This window comes from Aeromonas sp. 601027 (assembly GCF_049174455.1).
GTDB classification, from domain to species: domain Bacteria; phylum Pseudomonadota; class Gammaproteobacteria; order Enterobacterales; family Aeromonadaceae; genus Aeromonas; species Aeromonas veronii_A.
Map to the genome: position 1 here is coordinate 591,229 of NZ_JAAKTN010000001.1, position 17,506 is coordinate 608,734.

Annotated in this window: 15 protein-coding genes; 6 read left to right on the plus strand and 9 right to left on the minus strand. The window is 58.5% G+C overall.

The window, feature by feature from the left end; genetic code table 11:
• The first annotated feature begins 177 nt into the window (after positions 1-177).
• The gene (locus G5193_RS02510) at positions 178-1,704 is read left to right on the plus strand and encodes a fumarate hydratase (protein ID WP_005351759.1); all 1,527 of its coding nucleotides are present in this window, start codon (positions 178-180) and stop codon (positions 1,702-1,704) included.
• 203 nt (positions 1,705-1,907) lie between these two features.
• On the opposite strand, the gene G5193_RS02515 is transcribed toward G5193_RS02510, so the two are convergent.
• The gene (locus tag G5193_RS02515; RefSeq protein ID WP_005333203.1) at positions 1,908-2,486 is read right to left on the minus strand and encodes a PhnA domain-containing protein; all 579 of its coding nucleotides are present in this window, start codon (positions 2,484-2,486) and stop codon (positions 1,908-1,910) included.
• Between the two features lie 183 nt (positions 2,487-2,669).
• Between G5193_RS02515 and G5193_RS02520 the strand changes: the two genes are divergently transcribed.
• Both G5193_RS02520 and G5193_RS02525 read left to right on the plus strand, forming a co-directional pair.
• The gene (locus tag G5193_RS02520; RefSeq protein WP_421204878.1) at positions 2,670-3,890 is read left to right on the plus strand and encodes a methyltransferase; all 1,221 of its coding nucleotides are present in this window, start codon (positions 2,670-2,672) and stop codon (positions 3,888-3,890) included.
• Positions 3,891-4,195: 305 nt separating this feature from the next.
• Positions 4,196-5,659 carry a chitinase gene (locus G5193_RS02525; RefSeq protein ID WP_421204879.1) on the plus strand — a complete coding sequence of 488 codons (1,464 nt, stop codon included), beginning with the start codon at positions 4,196-4,198 and terminating at the stop codon, positions 5,657-5,659.
• 125 nt (positions 5,660-5,784) lie between these two features.
• Here the strand turns inward: G5193_RS02525 and G5193_RS02530 are convergent, their stop codons facing one another.
• Positions 5,785-6,339: a porin family protein gene (locus G5193_RS02530; RefSeq protein WP_421204880.1), complete on the minus strand. Its 555-nt coding sequence runs from the start codon at positions 6,337-6,339 to the stop codon at positions 5,785-5,787.
• A 695-nt stretch (positions 6,340-7,034) separates the two neighbouring features.
• Entirely contained in the window at positions 7,035-7,559 is a 525-nt protein-coding gene (gene smrB / locus G5193_RS02535) for an endonuclease SmrB (protein WP_005333198.1), read from the minus strand.
• An 82-nt stretch (positions 7,560-7,641) separates the two neighbouring features.
• On the opposite strand from smrB, the gene prmB reads away from it, so the two are divergent.
• Entirely contained in the window at positions 7,642-8,577 is a 936-nt protein-coding gene (prmB, locus tag G5193_RS02540; RefSeq protein WP_113739592.1) for a 50S ribosomal protein L3 N(5)-glutamine methyltransferase, read from the plus strand.
• A gap of 12 nt (positions 8,578-8,589) precedes the next feature.
• Positions 8,590-9,678, plus strand: coding sequence for a chorismate synthase (aroC, locus tag G5193_RS02545; RefSeq protein WP_421204881.1), 1,089 nt, complete (start codon positions 8,590-8,592; stop codon positions 9,676-9,678).
• A 125-nt stretch (positions 9,679-9,803) separates the two neighbouring features.
• Here aroC and G5193_RS02550 read toward each other — a convergent pair whose 3' ends face one another.
• The gene (locus G5193_RS02550) at positions 9,804-10,613 is read right to left on the minus strand and encodes a substrate-binding periplasmic protein (protein ID WP_106843347.1); all 810 of its coding nucleotides are present in this window, start codon (positions 10,611-10,613) and stop codon (positions 9,804-9,806) included.
• Between the two features lie 358 nt (positions 10,614-10,971).
• Here G5193_RS02550 and G5193_RS02555 point away from each other — a divergent pair, with 358 nt between their 5' ends.
• Positions 10,972-12,339, plus strand: a complete 1,368-nt coding sequence (locus tag G5193_RS02555) for a DEAD/DEAH box helicase (protein ID WP_421204882.1) — start codon at positions 10,972-10,974, stop codon at positions 12,337-12,339.
• A gap of 113 nt (positions 12,340-12,452) precedes the next feature.
• Here G5193_RS02555 and G5193_RS02560 read toward each other — a convergent pair whose 3' ends face one another.
• From G5193_RS02560 to cra, 5 genes are all read right to left on the minus strand, one after another.
• Positions 12,453-12,839 (minus strand): MAPEG family protein, encoded by a 387-nt coding sequence (locus G5193_RS02560; protein ID WP_108571800.1) that lies wholly within the window; start codon positions 12,837-12,839, stop codon positions 12,453-12,455.
• A 192-nt stretch (positions 12,840-13,031) separates the two neighbouring features.
• The gene (locus G5193_RS02565) at positions 13,032-13,595 is read right to left on the minus strand and encodes a hypothetical protein (RefSeq protein WP_421204883.1); all 564 of its coding nucleotides are present in this window, start codon (positions 13,593-13,595) and stop codon (positions 13,032-13,034) included.
• 144 nt (positions 13,596-13,739) lie between these two features.
• The gene (locus tag G5193_RS02570; protein ID WP_216953544.1) at positions 13,740-14,405 is read right to left on the minus strand and encodes a hypothetical protein; all 666 of its coding nucleotides are present in this window, start codon (positions 14,403-14,405) and stop codon (positions 13,740-13,742) included.
• Between the two features lie 154 nt (positions 14,406-14,559).
• Positions 14,560-15,753 (minus strand): aromatic amino acid transport family protein, encoded by a 1,194-nt coding sequence (locus G5193_RS02575; protein ID WP_421204884.1) that lies wholly within the window; start codon positions 15,751-15,753, stop codon positions 14,560-14,562.
• Positions 15,754-16,306: 553 nt separating this feature from the next.
• Positions 16,307-17,293, minus strand: coding sequence for a catabolite repressor/activator (gene cra / locus G5193_RS02580; RefSeq protein ID WP_421204885.1), 987 nt, complete (start codon positions 17,291-17,293; stop codon positions 16,307-16,309).
• Positions 17,294-17,506: the final 213 nt, after the last annotated feature.

Sequence of the window (17,506 nt, forward strand, 5' to 3'; positions counted from 1 at the left end):
CGAACCCTAGTCGGTGCTGGTGGGCAAGCGTATCATAGGTGTCGGTGACTTAAGAAAAAACTGCCGTGTCGTTCGTTTTTTGCTGGTTGATAGTTTTTAGCCAGCACGTCAGCACGGCCCATCATATGGAAGCCCTTGCCCTGCTCTGTGGCAGAGACAAGGACCAGTGAGGATGATATGAGCATTATAAAAAAACAGGATTTCATCGATTCTATCGCAGATGCCCTCCAGTACATCTCCTATTACCACCCGTTGGATTTTGTTCAGGCTGCCAAAGCGGCGTATGACCGTGAGGCCAACCCGGCCGCCAAAGATGCGCTGGCCCAGATCCTGATCAACTCCCGCATGTCCGCCGAAGGTCATCGTCCGCTCTGCCAGGACACCGGCATCGTGACCTGTTTCGTCAAAATTGGCATGCAAGTTCAGTGGGACAGCGACATGACAGTGCAGGAGATGGTGGACGAAGGGACCCGTCGTGCCTACACCAATCCTGACAACCCGCTGCGCGCCTCCGTGCTGGCCGATCCGGCCGGCAGTCGCAAAAACACCAAAGACAACGCCCCTGCTGTGGTTCATATCGACATGATCCCCGGCAACAAGGTGGAAGTGAGCATCGCGGCCAAAGGCGGCGGCTCCGAGAACAAATCCAAGATGGTGATGCTCAACCCCTCTGACGATATCGTCGAGTGGGTGCTGAAAACCGTGCCGACCATGGGCGCAGGCTGGTGCCCACCCGGCATGCTGGGCATCGGCATCGGCGGTACCGCCGAGAAAGCGGCGGTGCTGGCCAAAGAGGCCCTGATGGAGCACATCGACATTCAGGAGCTGATCGCCCGCGGCCCGCAAACCACCGAAGAGAAGCTGCGGGTCGAGCTCTACGACAAGGTCAACAAGCTGGGGATCGGTGCCCAGGGGTTGGGCGGCCTCACGACCGTGCTGGATGTGAAGGTGAAATCTGCGCCGACTCACGCCGCTTCCAAGCCGGTGGTGATGATCCCCAACTGCGCCGCGACCCGCCACGTTCACTTCGAGCTGGATGGTTCAGGGCCCGCCGAGCTGACCCCGCCGAAACTGAGTGACTGGCCGGAGATCACCCGTGAAGCGGGTGGCAACGTGCGCCGCGTCAACGTCGATGGCATCACCAAGGCCGAACTGGCCAGCTGGAAGAGCGGTGATACCGTGCTGCTATCGGGCAAAATCCTTACCGGTCGGGATGCAGCCCACAAGCGTATCGCCGACATGCTGAAAAATGGTGAAGGGCTGCCGGAAGGGGTCGATTTCACCAACCGCTTCATCTATTACGTTGGCCCGGTCGATGCGGTGCGTGACGAAGTAGTTGGCCCGGCTGGCCCCACCACCTCCACCCGGATGGACAAGTTCACCGACATGATGCTGGGTGAAACCGGCCTGATCGGCATGATCGGCAAGTCCGAGCGTGGCCCGAAAACCGTCGAGAGCATCAAGCAGCACAAGGCCGTCTATCTGATGGCGGTGGGCGGCGCCGCCTATCTGGTGGCCAAGGCTATCAAGAAGGCGCGTGTGGTAGCTTTTGCCGATCTCGGCATGGAAGCGATCTACGAGTTTGAAGTGGAAGATATGCCGGTGACCGTAGCGGTCGACTCCGAAGGCAACAATATCCACGAAACCGGCCCGGCCTACTGGTCTGCGAAAATTGCAGAGCTGGACGGCAAACTCTCCTCCTGAGTGACCGTTTCCGCTGCCGGTTAACGGCATCGGCCTGTAAAGAAGGCGCGTCCATCCGGATGCGCCTTTTAGCTTTGGCTCGTCTGTTATGGGCTCAAGTTGGCCGTTTGCGGCAAGCGGGCATAAAAAAGGATGGCGTGACGCCATCCTTTTTTCGTTGTGCTTGTGCTCTGGCAGTAGACAGCAGAGCAATCGCCCTTGGCTTAGGCCTTTTTAAGGTAGGCAGCAACCAGTACGATCTGCACGCCGTTGACCTTGCCTTCGATATGGAGCGGGTTGTTGGTCAGACGGATGCCCTTGACCAGGGTGCCGCGCTTGGCGGTGAAACCGGCGCCTTTCACGTCCAGATCCTTGATCAGGGTGACGGAGTCGCCCTCTTGCAGCACGGCGCCGTTGGAGTCAACGGTTGGTACGCTGTCATCATCTTCGTCAGCAATACCAGCTTCAGCCCAGGCCTTGGCTTCGTCTTCCATGTACATCATGTCCAGCAGATCCTGAGCCCACACTTCACCCTTGCCGGAGAGTGCTTTCAGCTGGCGCCATGCCATCACCTGCACCGCAGGCACCTGGCTCCACATGCTGTCACTCAGGCAACGCCAGTGGTTGACCACCAGGGTATCCGGTTGTTCCAGCTGACCACGGCAGGTGTCACAGATAGCAACGCTGTGATCATCGTCGCTGGCGGGGGAGTGAGGCACCACGAAGGCGGTCAGCGCCTGCTCGGCGCTGCACAGTTCACACTTGGCGCCCGCGCGCGCTTGCAGAATGGCGTTGATGGTCATGTTGTTGGTCCCATAGCTAGTGTAAAACGACCCGAGTTGGGCGGGGCGCGTGAAAGAGGGGGCGGAATATAGCATAAAACCCCGTACTTTGTCAGGTCTGCCCTGGGTCACAGGGTTGGCGGTGCTGTTGTGCGGCACAGATCGTCAGGTATTGAGAGTGCAATTTGAAGCGGGATCGCTAGAATGAGCCTCCTTTTTGACTGCAAGGCAGGGGCATTCGTGCTGGCTCAACGTTTTCAACAACTGGATCGACTGCTCACCCGCTACCGACGCTGGTGGCAATATCAGCCATATCATCATTTGACCATGGCCTTTGCCGATGAGGCGCCCGAACTGGCGGCGCTGCTCAATGGGCTGACCCTTGCCCAGTTGGCAGAGCTCGATGCAGATATGGGCGCCCTCAGCAGTCTGCTTGCCCCCTGGATTGCCGAGGGAGCCGAGCTGCAGCAACTCAGCCAGCTTGCCCCGTTTACTCCTGAGCCCATCAGCTGCAGCAAGGAGATGGCGCTGCATATGCCGGGGCGCAAGCAGGCCCAGATCGAGGCGTTCACCGCCTGTTTGCCGGCCCATCAGGGCCCCTATCTGGAGTGGTGTGCCGGCAAAGGGCATCTTGGGCGACTTGTATCGCTCCATCGACAGGCTCCGATCCTCAGTCTGGAGCTGCAAGGGCAGCTTTGTGACGAAGGTCGGCTGCTGGCCGAGCGGGATGGCGCCAATATGACCTTTACCTGCGCCGATGCTTTTGCCCCCGAGTCGGCGGCGCTGATCGCCCCCGAACATCACGCTATGGCACTCCATGCCTGCGGCGAGCTGCACACCCATCTGCTGGAGCGGGTGGCCGAGCGCAGTGCCCGCGGCGTGACCATCTCTCCCTGTTGTTACCACCTGATCCGTACCAGGCACTATCGCCCGCTGTCGGCCGCGGCCAACTCCAGCGAGCTGGTGTTGAGCAAGGCGGATCTCAAGTTGCCGCTACAGGAGACGGTCACCGGCGGTGCGCGGATCGCCCGCCTGCGCGAGCAGGAAGTGGTGTGGCGGCTCGGGTTTGACTGCCAGCAGCGTCAGGTGCGCGGGGTGGATGAGTATCTGCCGGTGCCCAATATGCAAAAGAGCCTGCTGACCGGCACTTTCGAGGCATTCTGCGTTTGGGCTGCTGAACGCAAAGGGATTGTGCTGCCCGCCGGGCTGGACTACCCCGCCTGGTTGGAGCACGGGGAGCGTCGCTTTGGTGATGTCGCCCGCATGGAGCTGGTGCGTCATCTGTTTCGCCGTCCTCTCGAGATCTGGCTGGCGCTGGATCGCGCGCTCTTTTTGCAAGAGCAGGGTTATCGGGTCGAAGTGGGGGAGTTCTGTGCCAAACCCATGACCCCGCGCAATATCCTGATCCGTGCCGTGCGCGCCTGACACCGAGCTCTTTGTGAGCGTGATTTGAACATTGTTGATGGCTGACTGGTGAAGCGGGTCAGCCATTTTTTTGCCACGAATAATTAATTGGTGACAGATCATCTGATCGTCTTTCGCCTCCCCATACGGGTGGCAAAACAGGCCAAAATGGTCATCGTTTGAGTTCTTTTATGTCGTTTTAGCTGCGTTGAGTAGCACAAGGTGAAATGGTTCACAAATTACGCGCATTTCTTAATTTTCATCGTGAATTTAGTTGTTGGAACACCTACTCTTGGAGCGCATTAATTCAAACAAGGACGATAAACATGTTCAAACCCAAGCGTTGTGCCTGGCTGATCGCTGCCGCTTGCACATTGCCAAGCTATGCCGTAATAAGTGCAACCATGAATATTCAACCCGATCCGCAAAATGTGGGTGGATATGTGATTGCGGCCCCGGATCTGGCCGCGGTGGAAAAGGCCAAGACGGCCAACCCCATGTATACAATATGGGCCAAGGCACTGGCCACCCGGTCAAATAAAATAGTCGATGCCATTGAACCGGGTCTGGCAAGCAATCCTGACAACGTAAAACGGGTTGAACGGGTATTTCCCCAATCTGAATGGGAATATTTAACCCAGATGGCCGCGCCGGAATATACCTATGTCCGCTTCTTGCGGGCCATCGGTAAATTTCCTGCGTTCTGCGGCGAATATACCGACGGGCGCGATTCTGATGCGATCTGTAAAAAATCCATTGTGACGGCCTTTGCCCACTTCTCTCAGGAGACCGGCGGCCATATTGCCAAGGAGAACGTCTCCGATAACCCGCTGGGGCTGGAGGAGTGGCAACAGGCGCTGGTGCATGTGCGGGAGATGGGCTGGTCAGAGGGACAGACCGGTTATACCACCGGCTGTGGCCAGAACGACTGGCAGAACAAGAAGTGGCCCTGCAGTACCGGACAAGGTTACTTTGGCCGCGGCGCCAAGCAGCTTTCTTACCACTTCAACTACGGTGCCTTCTCCGAGGCGATGTTTGATGGCGATGCCTCAGTGCTGCTCAACAACCCGGGGCTGGTGGCGGACTCCTGGCTCAACCTCGCTTCTGCCATCTGGTTCTTCCTCACCCCGCAGGCCCCGAAACCGGCCATGCTGCACGTGATTGATCGCACCTGGGTACCCTCCAAACGGGAAGCTGACGCCGGTATCGGCTATGGCTTCGGTACCACCATCAACGTCATCAACGGCGGTATCGAGTGTGGTGAACAGAACAAGGACAAAGGGCAGCCGGTCAATCGCATCCGCTACTGGGAAGGGCTGGCCAACCACTACCAGATCCCGGTCAAGGCGGATGAGAAGAACACCTGCTGGCAGCAGACTCCCTATGGCAGCCTCAATCTCAACGGCGCTACCGACGTGCTCTACACCAACTGGGATGGCAACTGGAAGTACTATCCTGATCGCCCGGGCGGTTACTCCTTCGAGTGTGAGCTGGTGGGCTTCCAGACCGCTTATTCTGCGCTGGTGCCGGGTGATTACGAGAAGTGCGTGACCAACTTCTACGGTTCCCACGCCAACTGGCCGAAAGTGCGGATCGTCGCCAAGCTCGATCCTGCCCCGGTCGATCCGGTTGACCCGCCCATTGATGGCCAGCCTGCCTGGGAGGCCAGCAAGGTCTATACCGCGGGCAACAAGGTGAGCTACAAGGGCGCCGTCTATCAGGCCAAATGGTGGACGCAAGGGGATGATCCCGCCAAAGGTGGCCCCTGGGCTGTGGTGGTGACCAAATAAGGTTGCCGTTGGGATCATGGTCAATCACCATGATCTATCGGTAGTGGAAACAAGTAGGCAGCAGGGAGGAGATATCTCCCTGCTTTTTACCCGTTATCGGCCTGTTTTCGCCCCATCAGGCGGGATCAGAAACGGTAGTTGAGACCGACACTGACCCCTTTGACATCGAGTCGAGGCATGGGGATATATTGGTACTCCGCATTGAGTCCGATACCCGAATCAAAGCGATATTGCCAACCCGCAGCGCCATATAAACCGACCCCGGAGTTGCTCTGATCTTCTTTGTTGATGGTGTATTCGACTCTGTGGGCGTTGGCACCCAGTTTGGCATAAAAGCTGTTGCCGGAAGAGACCGGGAATTGTGCATACAAGGCAGAGCGGATCCCTTTGTAATGGATATCTTTTACGTCATTGAGGGTTGCATCGAAGAGGGCGCTGACTACGCCACCGGTACCAAACAATATTCCTGAATCGATACCGATATAATTGTTGAACATATAACGGTAATAGAGATCGGCAGTCATATTGTCACCGCCATCGGCCTGATCCCCATTTTGTGCTTTGAATGACTGGGTGCCATAGCCAAGGGTGGCGCCGACGATATGGGGAGAGGGGGTTGCTATCGCCACGGAAGAGAAGATCGCCGTGGCAACCACCAGGGGAGTGAATAACTTCATCATGCAGGTTCCAATTAAATAGCGTGGAATATGGCTGCGACGAACAGATTTATATGGGCTCGGGTGAGCTTGTCTTATATTCGCAGGCCAGTAGTGAGTGGCAATATCTCATATTGTCAGCGGGATGAATAATCAGAGCCCCCATAACCGTTATGATGGGAGGTGAGAGTGGTTATCTTCTGTCTGAACAATGGTGAACTGTGTCAATACTATCTGAGACGGGCGCTGATAAATCGCAAATTTCATTGGTTTTCTGCACTAATCAACTTAGTGTAACGGGATGTTAGGCTGGCAATATATGCCTTTAAACGTGGACTGGATGGTAAACAAGATGGTGATTTCTCGTAACGGGATATTAGAGGGAGGTTGCCATTGTGGTGTAGTCCGCTACAAAGTCCGCTACAAGATGCTGGCCGCCCCCTTTGCTACCGATTTTTCCACAGCCAGGATTGTCAGCGCACCACAAACGCACCGGTCGGCGCCTGGAGGGTTTTTCCGGTAATGGCTATGGGTGTACTGACTGAATATGTCTCCTTGGAGGTGATGCGGTGCTGCTTTTGTGCAACCTCAGGTGCCACTCTCGGTTATCGCAGCATCAAATCCCCCGGTTAGCGGCCAATCTTGTCCCGACTCTATCACTGCTACGATTCGAGTGGCCCGTTAGGCTGGGCGAGTGGGGGCACTGCTTTTACTCCCTTCTACTCTTCAATATCCAGCAACACCAGAATGGCGCTGTCGCCACCCCATTCACGGGGGGCCTGATGGAAGGCGCGCACATTGGGGTGCTGGGCCAGCCAGCTGGGAATGCGCTGCTTGAGAATATGTTTGCCGATGCCGTGCATCACCGAGGCGACGTGAATGTTCTCTTTTTGGCAGAGGGTGAGCAGGGCGGCCAGCTCCTGTTTTGCCTGCTGCTGGTTCATGCCGTGCAGATCGAGATAGATCTCCGGCGGATAAATGCCCCGCTTGAGCTTTTTCAGCTCAAATTTTGACACATCTTCCCGCACGTAACGGGTCGGCCCATCGTCGTCAAGATGGGGCTGATACTCATCGCTGAAATAGTGGTCAACCCCAAGCTTTTCGCGGGTTTCGCGCAATTCGCGTTTCTGCTTGACCGGGCGTAACTCGGCCCTTATGGTATCTTGCTTGATTTTCCGGGTACCTTTTATCGCATCGCGGAACAGCAGGGTTTCCTCGTCTGTCGGTGAGGGCGTTTTTTTCATCAGATGCTCATGTATTAGGTATGCGTCTTGCCCGCTAGGTAAACGGGGCTCGGGCCGGATATTACTCGACTTGGAGGTGGATTTGGACAAGATATTTATCGATGAGGTGGTTGCCGAGATGCACACCATCCAGGACATGTTGCGTTGGGCCATGAGTCGTTTCAACGACGCCGGGATTTTTTACGGTCATGGAACCGACAACGCCTGGGATGAAGCTGTGCAGCTGGTACTGCCCGCGTTACATCTGCCACCGGATGTAGACCCGGCCATGCGCCACTCCCGTCTGACCAGCAGCGAGCGTCACCGTATTGCCGAGCTGATAATCCGCCGCGTACAGGAGCGGGTACCTGCCGCCTACCTGACCAACAAGGCCTGGTATGCAGGTTGGGAGTTCTACGTGGACGAGCGGGTGCTCATTCCCCGTTCCCCCATTGCCGAGATGGTGGCCAACCGTTTCGCGCCTTTCCTCAAACATGAACCGACCCGGATCATGGACCTGTGCACCGGCTCCGGCTGTATCGCCATCATCATGGCCCACGAGTTCCCGGAAGCGGAAGTGGATGCCATCGACATCAGCATCGATGCGCTGAACGTGGCCGAGCGCAACATCAACGATCACGGGTTGGAGCAGCAGGTCATTCCGATCCGCTCCGATCTGTTCCGCGATCTGCCCGCGGGTGACAAGTACGATCTCATCGTCTCCAATCCGCCCTATGTGGATTCCGAAGATATGTCGGATCTGCCGGAAGAGTTCCGTCACGAGCCAGAGCTGGCGCTGGCGTCCGGTTCCGATGGCCTCAAGCTGACCAAGCGTCTGCTGGCCCATGCGGCAGATTTCCTCAAGGATAACGGCGTGCTGGTGGTCGAAGTGGGCAACAGCATGATCCATCTGGAAGCCCAGTTCCCCGAGATCCCCTTTACCTGGGTTGAATTCGAAAACGGCGGGCACGGCGTCTTTGTGATGACCCGTGACGAGCTGGTGCAGTATCAGGATCATTTCGCCATCTACAAGAACTAAGCAGGAGCGCGCATGGCAGGGAACAGTTTTGGTCAACTCTTTCGGGTCACCACCTTTGGCGAGAGCCACGGCCTGGCGCTGGGCGCCGTGGTCGATGGTTGCCCGCCAGGGCTGGAGATAAGCGAAGCAGATCTGCAGGGAGATCTGGATCGGCGCAAGCCGGGCACCTCTCGCTACACCACGCCGCGCCGCGAGCCGGATGAGGTGAAGATCCTCTCCGGGGTGTTTGAGGGCAAGACCACCGGCACTTCCATCGGGCTCTTGATCGAGAACACCGATCAGCGTTCCAAGGACTACTCCGATATCAAGGATCTGTTCCGGCCGGGTCACGCTGATTACACCTACCACCAAAAGTATGGTCAGCGGGACTATCGTGGCGGTGGTCGCTCTTCTGCCCGCGAGACCGCGATGCGGGTGGCGGCGGGTGCCATTGCCAAGAAGTACCTGAAACAGGTGCACGGCATCGAGATCACCGGTTTCCTCTCCCAGCTCGGCCCCATCAAGGCCGAGGCGTTTGACGCGGCGCAGATTGAGCAGAACCCCTTCTTCTTCCCCGATGCGGGCAAGCTGGAAGCGCTCGATCAATATATGCGCGACCTGAAAAAAGAGGGCAACAGTATCGGTGCCAAGGTGCAGGTCATTGCGCGCAATGTGCCGGTGGGCCTGGGTGAGCCGGTGTTTGATCGTCTCGACGCCGACATTGCCCATGCCATGATGGGCATCAATGCGGTGAAAGGGGTGGAGATCGGTGATGGCTTTGCGGTGGTGGAGCAAAAAGGCTCCGAGCATCGCGACGAGATGACCCCGGCGGGCTTTGCCAGCAACCATGCGGGTGGCATTCTGGGCGGCATCTCGTCGGGTCAGGATATTGTGGTGAGCATGGCGCTCAAACCGACTTCCAGCATCACTGTGCCGGGCAAGACCATCAATACCGAAGGTGAGGCAATCGAGATGATCACCAAGGGGCGTCACGATCCCTGTGTCGGCATTCGCGCCGTGCCCATCGCCGAAGCCATGCTGGCGCTGGTGTTGATGGATCACCTGCTGCGCCATCGTGCCCAGAATCAGGGGGTGTTGACCCGTACCCCACAGCTGCGTTGATCGCTCTTGCTGCACATCGACTGATCGCACCCTGTTCAGGGTGCTGGTTCGTCAACCAAATCAAAGGCGACCTTCGGGTCGCCTTTGTTCTTATGCTCTGCGGTACTTCTATCACTCGTCGGTTATCAAGAGTGATCAGCGTCCTGCGGATCGGCATCGAGACGGCAGTTGGGGGGAGAGAACTTCCCATGGTGTTTGGGCATAGCGTGAATGGCCTCGTTGACCTTGAGGAGCTGCTCTTCGCTCATGCTGTTTTTGGCAAACATCAGGCTGACCGGCTGATGGTGCAGCAACAGCTGACAACTGATAAACCCCTCGGCGCCCAATTGGGAGAGCCGATAGCGTGCATATTGCCACTCCATAATGATGCCATCGAGACGGCGGGCCAGCAGCAGTTCGATTAGTCGATCATCGGCATTGTACTCGGTCGCCCCCTTGAGGGCAGGACACTCGTCCATTTGATGAATGGGGCGAGTACCGCGCAGTTTGCCAATTTTGAGATCCTTGTTGTGGCACAGTTTGGACAAGGTATCGAGCTTTCCCCAGCGATCCTGATGGCCTGGAATCGGGTTATTACTCAACAGCACATAGGCGCTCTGGCGATAGGGTGCAGAGAAGCGGGCATACTTCTGCCGCTCCGGTAGTGGTAGTGCGGCCATCGCCACATCCAGCTGATCGTGCTCCACCAGATGGAGTGCCCGCGCCCAGGGGATCTCACGAAATTTGGGGGCAAAGCCCGCCTGGGTGAGGATCTGGCGAGTCAGGCTGACATCCAGCCCGTCCAGCTCACCCCTGTTGTTGATTTGACTGAAGGGGGGCCAGTGGCTCCAGGCCACGGTCAGGGTCTGACTGGCCTGCAGGGAAGGGGTCAGCAAAAGCAGCAGCAGGCAGAGCTTGGCCTGCCAGTTGCCGTGGGGACGATATTGCGTGCTCATAGCTTAACCTCGTTATTCTGCTTTTTGTTCTCTGCTATCCCGTGCGCCTGCGACCCGCGCATCACGATGGCGGGACAGGTAATAAGTTGTCAGTTAATAGTGTGGTGCGTGCTTCACTGGTCAACGGGATTATTCGGTGGAGAGCAGAGGGCTTTTCTGTGCGTGCTGGGAGGAGCATCACATTTTTCTCGTTTATCCGGCACAACTCCGTTAGACTGCGCCCCTATTCTTTCCCCTTTGCTCTGCTCCCCGGGGAAATCGTTGTGTTCTCAACAGGCCCGAGTCTGGCGAGATGGCATCGGCTCAGCAGAGGAGCCCCATCCCGGATTGTCGGCGCCCCTATCCCTAGCAGGTAACTATGAGTTTTACTTCCCTCGGTCTGGCCGAACCCTTGTTGCGTGCCGTTGCCGAACAAGGCTACGACACCCCGTCTCCCATTCAGCAACAAGCGATCCCCGCCGTTCTGGCTGGCCGCGATCTGATGGCGGCGGCCCAAACAGGGACCGGCAAGACCGCAGGCTTTACCCTGCCGATGCTGCAACGTCTGATGGAGAGCAAGCGCAAGGTCTCTCCGAACCGCGTCCGTGCGCTGGTACTGACCCCGACGCGCGAGCTGGCCGCCCAGGTGGGCGAGAGCGTGCGCAACTATGGCAAGCATCTGCCCCTGCGCAGCCACGTGGTATTCGGTGGCGTGAGCATCAACCCGCAGATGATGGCGACTCGCCGTGGTCTGGACGTGCTGGTGGCCTGTCCTGGCCGTCTGATCGATCTCTACAACCAGAATGCCGTCAAGTTTGACGAAGTGGAGATCCTGGTACTGGACGAAGCGGATCGCATGCTCGACATGGGCTTTATCCGCGACATCCGCCGCATCCTGACCCTGCTGCCGAAGAAGCGCCAGAACCTGCTCTTCTCCGCCACCTTCGCCGATGAAATTCGCGAGCTGGCCACTGGCCTGCTGGACAACCCGGCTGTCATTGAAGTTGCCCCGCGCAACAGTACCGCCGAGCGTATCGAGCAGCTGGTGCACCCGTGCGACAAGGCCAACAAGATTGCCCTGCTGAGCCACCTGATCTCCAGCAACAACTGGCAGCAGGTGCTGGTCTTTACCCGTACCAAGCACATCGCCAACCGCGTTGCCGAGAAGCTTGAAAAAGACGGCATCAGTGCTGCCGCCATTCACGGCAACAAGAGCCAGGGCGCCCGTACCCGCGCGCTGGCCGGTTTCAAGGATGGCAGTGTGCGCGTGATGGTGGCGACCGACATCGCGGCCCGTGGCCTCGATATCGACAAGCTGCCGCAGGTAGTGAACTTCGAGCTGCCGAACGTGGCGGAAGATTACGTGCACCGTATCGGTCGTACCGGTCGTGCCGGCGCGGCCGGTCACGCCATCTCCCTGGTTGCGGCCGATGAAGGCAAACTGATCAAAGCCATCGAGCGTCTGACCAAGCAGAACATCCCCTGCGAGCAGGTGGCTGGTTTTGAAGCGTCCCGCGAGACCCTCGACAACATCGCCCGTGGTATCGGCGCGCCGCTGCGCAAAGAGCCCCGTGATCCGAGCGAGCAGCGCCGTGCGCCGCGTCCGCAAGGTCAAGGCCAGCGTCAGGGTGCCGCTCGCTCCGGCAACGGCGGCAAGCCCAAGCCCCAGGGGGGTCAGCGTCCGGCTGATGGCGCCGCCAAGCCGGCTCACGCCCGTCGCCCCCGTCGCGCCAGCCATAACCAGTAAGGGCAAGGAGAGCCACTCTCCCACCCTGATCGGTTAAACGAAAAGCCCTGCCATATCGGCAGGGCTTTTCTATTTCTGCTTCTGCGGCTCCGCGTTTGGCTGACCTGCTCTGGTCAGGAGAGCAGGGCGGTGATCAGGAGACAGGCCGCACTCAGCAAAATGACGGTGAAAGTCAGCCCCATTCCCACTATTCGATAGCGGAAATTCTCCGGCGTGCGGCTCATGCCGAAGGCGTGGCAGAGGCGACCAAGCAGCAGGGCACTCCCTAGCAGATGAACCAGCCAGGGGGCATGGCTGCCGGTTTCGACGAAATAGATGAGCAGCAGGGCGAGGGGGACATACTCGGCAAAGTTGGCGTGCACCCGCATGGCCCGCAGCATGGCGGGATCATCGCCATGGCCGAGCGCCACTTTCTGGCGGTGACGGGTGCGAATGGTGCGTACGCTGAGCAGGACAAAGAGCAGGGCAAGCAGGGCTGCATAGATGGGCAGTATGGTCATGGCGTAGGGCTCCCGAGGTGATGGATAAGCATGGATCTGTTGCGCGCTCAATGGCTTGCCCTTGAGGGTAGCAGTAAAGGGGGCTCGGCCCTGGCGCCCAAAGCACCCTTGTCGGATAAAAAAGCCCCGCCAGTCTGGCAGGGCTTGTTGTCTGGTTTTAGGTGGCGTGCTCTGTCAGCTGCACTTCGCCAGTCAGGCGCCGTAGGGGAGAGAGGAGTGGTGCAGCACGATGCGCACCTTGCCATCATTCCCCTTCTTGAAACCCCAGCTCTTGTCGACCGTGGTCTCCTTGTTGTCGCGATCCACCAGATGCACCTTGCCCATGGTCAGCGCCATGTTGCCGTTGATATAGACGGCGGCATTGTCATAGCGGTAGCTCTGCCAGTTTTTCAGGGCAAAGCCGCTATCTGCCGGATAGGCGCTGTTGTTGCCGACAAAATAGGCCAGCGCCCCCTCGCGGGTGGTGCGAAAGGTCTGCTCACCACCGGCGAGGGTGGGTTTGAACAGTACCGGCCCCTGCTGGTAGCCATAAGCGCTGTCGAGTACCGCCTCGGCGGTGGCTTTGGCGCGCTCAATGCCGCCGGCCCGATAGTCATCGCTGATCTTGATGAGCGCCGCGCCCCAGGCATCCTGCGCCGCCTTGATGTCGGCCTCGGTGATATTGTTGTTGGTGATTTCGGCCGCGCTGAGGGCGCCGCTGGCTGCCAGCAGAGCAAGGGCAAGGGCAAGGGAACTCTTCGTGAGATGCAACATCATTGTTTTCAGGCTCCTGAAAGCGATAAACGAGGGGGCAGTGTAGCGAGCGGGCATGAACGGGTTTTGAACTGTCCGTTCAGGCTTCGGTGGCAAAAAAGATTGTATAAAACACGGTTCTTGGCGGTTTGTTCGGTGGTGCCCCGATCAGCGGATGGGGGTCAGCAGGGCCGAGAAGTAGCGCTCCTGCATCTGCTGCCAGCGGCCGCTCGCTATCAGCTGCTGCTGGGATTGGACAAGGGCGGCGATATCGGCCTGGCGGCTCTTGTTGAGGTAGAGATAAACCTCGATATCGGAGACCCGTTTCCATGGTGCGGCAAGGGGGGATTGATTGGTGGGCAGTAGCCGGATCACCCAGTCGGTTCTGCCGCGCTGGAGCAGGGCGAGACCCTGCTTCTCATCGTTGAACCAGACGATGCGTCGACTGTCGAGATAGCGGCTGCACCACTGAATGCCGCGCAGGCAGCCAACCCGCTCCTGACTGGCGGGTGGCCAGCTGGCGTCCTGCTTGCTCTGGGCATAGATGGTCACTTCGCCAATCGCCGTGCCGACCGGGATCATATGCGGATGGGTCTGCTCAAAGCCCTTGATCCGGGCGATATCGCCAGCGATGGTGCTATCGGAATCAAGCAGCTTTTTGCAGCGGGCGCTGGTACAGGGGATAAAGGTAAAATCGACCCTGGCCTTGCCAAACCACTCCTCATAGAAGGGGCGCAGCAGGGGGATATATTCCACGGGCGCCGCCAGCGTCAGGGGCGCGCCCTGGGCAATCGAGTTCAGGCAAAACAGCAGCCACCAGCCAGCCCACTTCATACCTTGCTCCCCACTCCATTGCATATGGAAAAAGCGTAGCTGAAACGTCCTTTATCCCTCTTGTGCGAGGAGGGAATGGGCAGAATCATGGCAGCGTTGATAGCACAAAGCCCCGCCAAGTTAATTGGCGGGGCTTTGCTTTCAGTATCGGGGATTACAGCGCGGGCAGCAGCCCCATGCTGACGCTGATCTGGACGCCAACAATCAGCACGCCCATGGCGGCGGCCACTCCCAGCGCCACTACGCCACCCGGGGCGCGGTAGTGGTGGGCAGGCGCCTGCTTGCGGCTCTGCCATACCAGCGCCACCGGCAGCAGTACCGCGAGGATCGCCAGCGCAATGGCAGCGTAGCCGAGGGCCATGATAAAGCCCTGCGGGAAGTAGAGGGCAAACAGCAATGGCGGCACAAAGGTGATAAGGCCAGTCTGGGTGCGGCCCTGCCAGTTGTCCTTGCGGCGGGTCACCTTGGCCATAAAGTCAAACAGTCCCAGCGTTACCCCGAGGAAGGAGGTGGCGAGCGCTAGGTCGGCAAACAAGTGCATCGCCTGATTAAACACAGGCCAGCTCACCAGTTTGCCGACGTTTGCCAGCAGGCTGTCCAGCGCACCACCGGTTTGCAGCAGGGCTTGTTGGCCGAGCAAACCAAGGATCGCTACCTGCCACAGCACGTAGAGGATCAGTGGCAGGGCTGAGCCCCAGACAAAGACCCGACGCAGCTGTTTTGGGCAGTCACCGAGGTAGAGCATCACGCTCGGAATGGAGCCGTGAAAGCCAAACGAGGTGAAGATGACCGGCAGGCCCGCCAGCAACAGGCCCTGACCCAGCGGCATCGAGAGCAGATGCTGCCCTTCGGTGCGGGGCAGCAGCAACGCCAGCACCACCACCATGATCACCAGTTTGACGGTGAACATCAGTCGGTTGAGGTAATCCACCGAGCGGGTGCCGACACAGACCATGCCACCAAACAGCAGGGTAAAGGCCCAAGCGGCCTGCTCCTGGCTCAGGGTGATGCCGGCATCGGCCAGCGCCTGTGCCAGCAGGCTGCTGCCGCCGCTGATGTAGGCGGAGGCCAGCGAGTAGAACAGCATCAGGATACAGAAGGAGGCGATACGCTTGCCCCAGGGGCCGAGCAGATGGTCCGCCAGCTGGTGCAGGTACCATTTGCCGGTGTTGAGGCTTGCCTCTACTTGCAGCATGGCGGTAAAGGCCATCAGGGCCCAGAGGCCGACCATCAACATCAGGGTGGCGGGGCCGCCGAGGGAGGAGGAGGCCAGCGGCAGGGCCAGCATGCCGGCACCTATGGTGGTGCCGGCAATCAACAGGGTACAACCCAGGGTTTTGGTATTCATGTTATCCATCCGAACGTAGCGGTGTCAGTGCAAACAGGCGATGTCAGCATTGACAAAAGGGGGCCGATTGGCGTTATCAGAAGGTGCCTCCGGTGATAGGGCCGGAGGCTAGCAATATCGGAACGGGAACATCTGTACCTAAAACCTGTCAGTTGTAAAATATGGTTGCCACGTTAGCGGATCGAAATAGCGGAAACAACCCCTTTTATACGGATCATGTGCTGTCTTGTGGCAACAAGTGGAAATAAATGATGACAGTGATGGCTAATTGCAGAAAAAAGCACCGAAAAAATGACTGGCAGGGGCTCATTGATACAGGTCAGCCAAGTGGTTGCTGCACGGATGGGGGAGTGCCTTGTCGTGGCGTTGGCGTTTAGTTGCGGGGTGAAAGGAGTGTTGAGGCCGGTTGTTTAGTCGGCCAGACGGTAGAAACAGCAAAGCGGACGGGTAGGGTTGTGGGGAAAAACAATAAGGCAGCCAATCCTGGCAGCCTTATTGTCATCTGTTCGCTTTACCCACCCATTGACAGCAAATCGGGTCTGCTGCGGTCAGGTTAGCGACGGCGCTTGAGGGTGCGGCTCACATAGTGCAGCCCGCTCTGGTAGTCGCCGTTCACCGCCTTGAGCGCCAGCTCCAGCGCCTGGCTCGCCAGCGCGTCGTGCTTCTGAGGCAGGGAGTTGATGCCAAAGGGGAGGAAGTCGAGCAGCCGATCGTCCCCGAAGGTGGCCATGGCGAGCTGGCTCATATCGATCTCTTGCTCCAACAGGTAGTCGAGTACCCCCTCCATCAGGATATAGGAGGTAGTGATCAGTGCCTCGGGTAGCTGACCCAGCTGCAGGTGCAGATCCTTGATCAGGCGATACCCCTCAAGGCGGGAGAAGTGATCCCCCTCACACAGGTGGCGAGCCGTGCTATGACTGGCGACCGCCTGCTCGAAACCGGCTTTGCGCTCCTTGCTGATCGTGAGTGCCGGCAGCGCGGTGATCAAGGCGATATGGCGCAAGGTCGGGGTGAGCAGGGAGCTGGTGAGATCAAAGCTCGCTTTCTCGTTTTCACTGGCGACGGTGACGAACTTGTCGGCGGCCATCGCCCGGTCGATGGCGAGGATCTGGCTGCCTTGCGCCTGCAATTTGCCGTAGAAGGGGTCGTCTGGCGGCAGGCAACTGGCCACCAGCAGGGCGTCCACATGGCGGCTCACCAGCATATGGGCCAGCTCTTTTTCTGTGGCGGGCTCATCTTCCGAGCAGACGATGAGCAGCTGATAGCCCTGCGCCCGGGCCCCCTGTTCCAGCCGTTTGGCCAGCTTTGCGTAACTGGCGTTCTCAAGGTCGGGCAGGATAAAGCCGAGGGTCTTGGTCTGGCCGCCACGCAGGGAGGCTGCGCGGCTGTCCGGCTGATAGTTGTGGGCGGTGACCACGGCCATCACCTTGTCGCGGGTGGCCTGGCTGATGCGGTATTGGTCGGCCTTGCCATTGATCACATAGCTTGCCGTGGTGCGCGAGACACCGGCGAGGGCGGCGATTTCATCCAGTTTCATCATATTGGCTCTGTTTGAGTTGCAAGGCCCACGGTCACTGCCGGGTGAGGGCACCGAAAAGTGTGCGCGGGATCATATCATTGAAAAGCACTCTTTGTGGGTACTTGATCAATTCGCTGAAACGATTCAGTCTGAGTGTAAGTGAAACGATTCAGCCTGTCAGCAACGAAGAGACCCAGTGGCCTGAAAATCAGGCCCCGATCACAGTGAACCGTG

What these genes read in the sequence shown, in the direction of transcription:
- G5193_RS02575 (WP_421204884.1), bottom strand. Translation starts at nt 15,753, where the DNA reads ATGAATACCAAAACCCTGGGTTGTACCCTGTTGATTGCCGGCACCACC.
- aroC (WP_421204881.1), top strand. Translation starts at nt 8,590, where the DNA reads ATGGCAGGGAACAGTTTTGGTCAACTCTTTCGGGTCACCACCTTTGGC.
- smrB (WP_005333198.1), bottom strand. Translation starts at nt 7,559, where the DNA reads ATGAAAAAAACGCCCTCACCGACAGACGAGGAAACCCTGCTGTTCCGC.
- G5193_RS02530 (WP_421204880.1), bottom strand. Translation starts at nt 6,339, where the DNA reads ATGATGAAGTTATTCACTCCCCTGGTGGTTGCCACGGCGATCTTCTCT.
- G5193_RS02515 (WP_005333203.1), bottom strand. Translation starts at nt 2,486, where the DNA reads ATGACCATCAACGCCATTCTGCAAGCGCGCGCGGGCGCCAAGTGTGAA.
- G5193_RS02525 (WP_421204879.1), top strand. Translation starts at nt 4,196, where the DNA reads ATGTTCAAACCCAAGCGTTGTGCCTGGCTGATCGCTGCCGCTTGCACA.
- G5193_RS02510 (WP_005351759.1), top strand. Translation starts at nt 178, where the DNA reads ATGAGCATTATAAAAAAACAGGATTTCATCGATTCTATCGCAGATGCC.
- G5193_RS02520 (WP_421204878.1), top strand. Translation starts at nt 2,670, where the DNA reads ATGAGCCTCCTTTTTGACTGCAAGGCAGGGGCATTCGTGCTGGCTCAA.
- G5193_RS02565 (WP_421204883.1), bottom strand. Translation starts at nt 13,595, where the DNA reads ATGATGTTGCATCTCACGAAGAGTTCCCTTGCCCTTGCCCTTGCTCTG.
- G5193_RS02555 (WP_421204882.1), top strand. Translation starts at nt 10,972, where the DNA reads ATGAGTTTTACTTCCCTCGGTCTGGCCGAACCCTTGTTGCGTGCCGTT.
- cra (WP_421204885.1), bottom strand. Translation starts at nt 17,293, where the DNA reads ATGATGAAACTGGATGAAATCGCCGCCCTCGCCGGTGTCTCGCGCACC.
- G5193_RS02550 (WP_106843347.1), bottom strand. Translation starts at nt 10,613, where the DNA reads ATGAGCACGCAATATCGTCCCCACGGCAACTGGCAGGCCAAGCTCTGC.
- G5193_RS02570 (WP_216953544.1), bottom strand. Translation starts at nt 14,405, where the DNA reads ATGAAGTGGGCTGGCTGGTGGCTGCTGTTTTGCCTGAACTCGATTGCC.
- G5193_RS02560 (WP_108571800.1), bottom strand. Translation starts at nt 12,839, where the DNA reads ATGACCATACTGCCCATCTATGCAGCCCTGCTTGCCCTGCTCTTTGTC.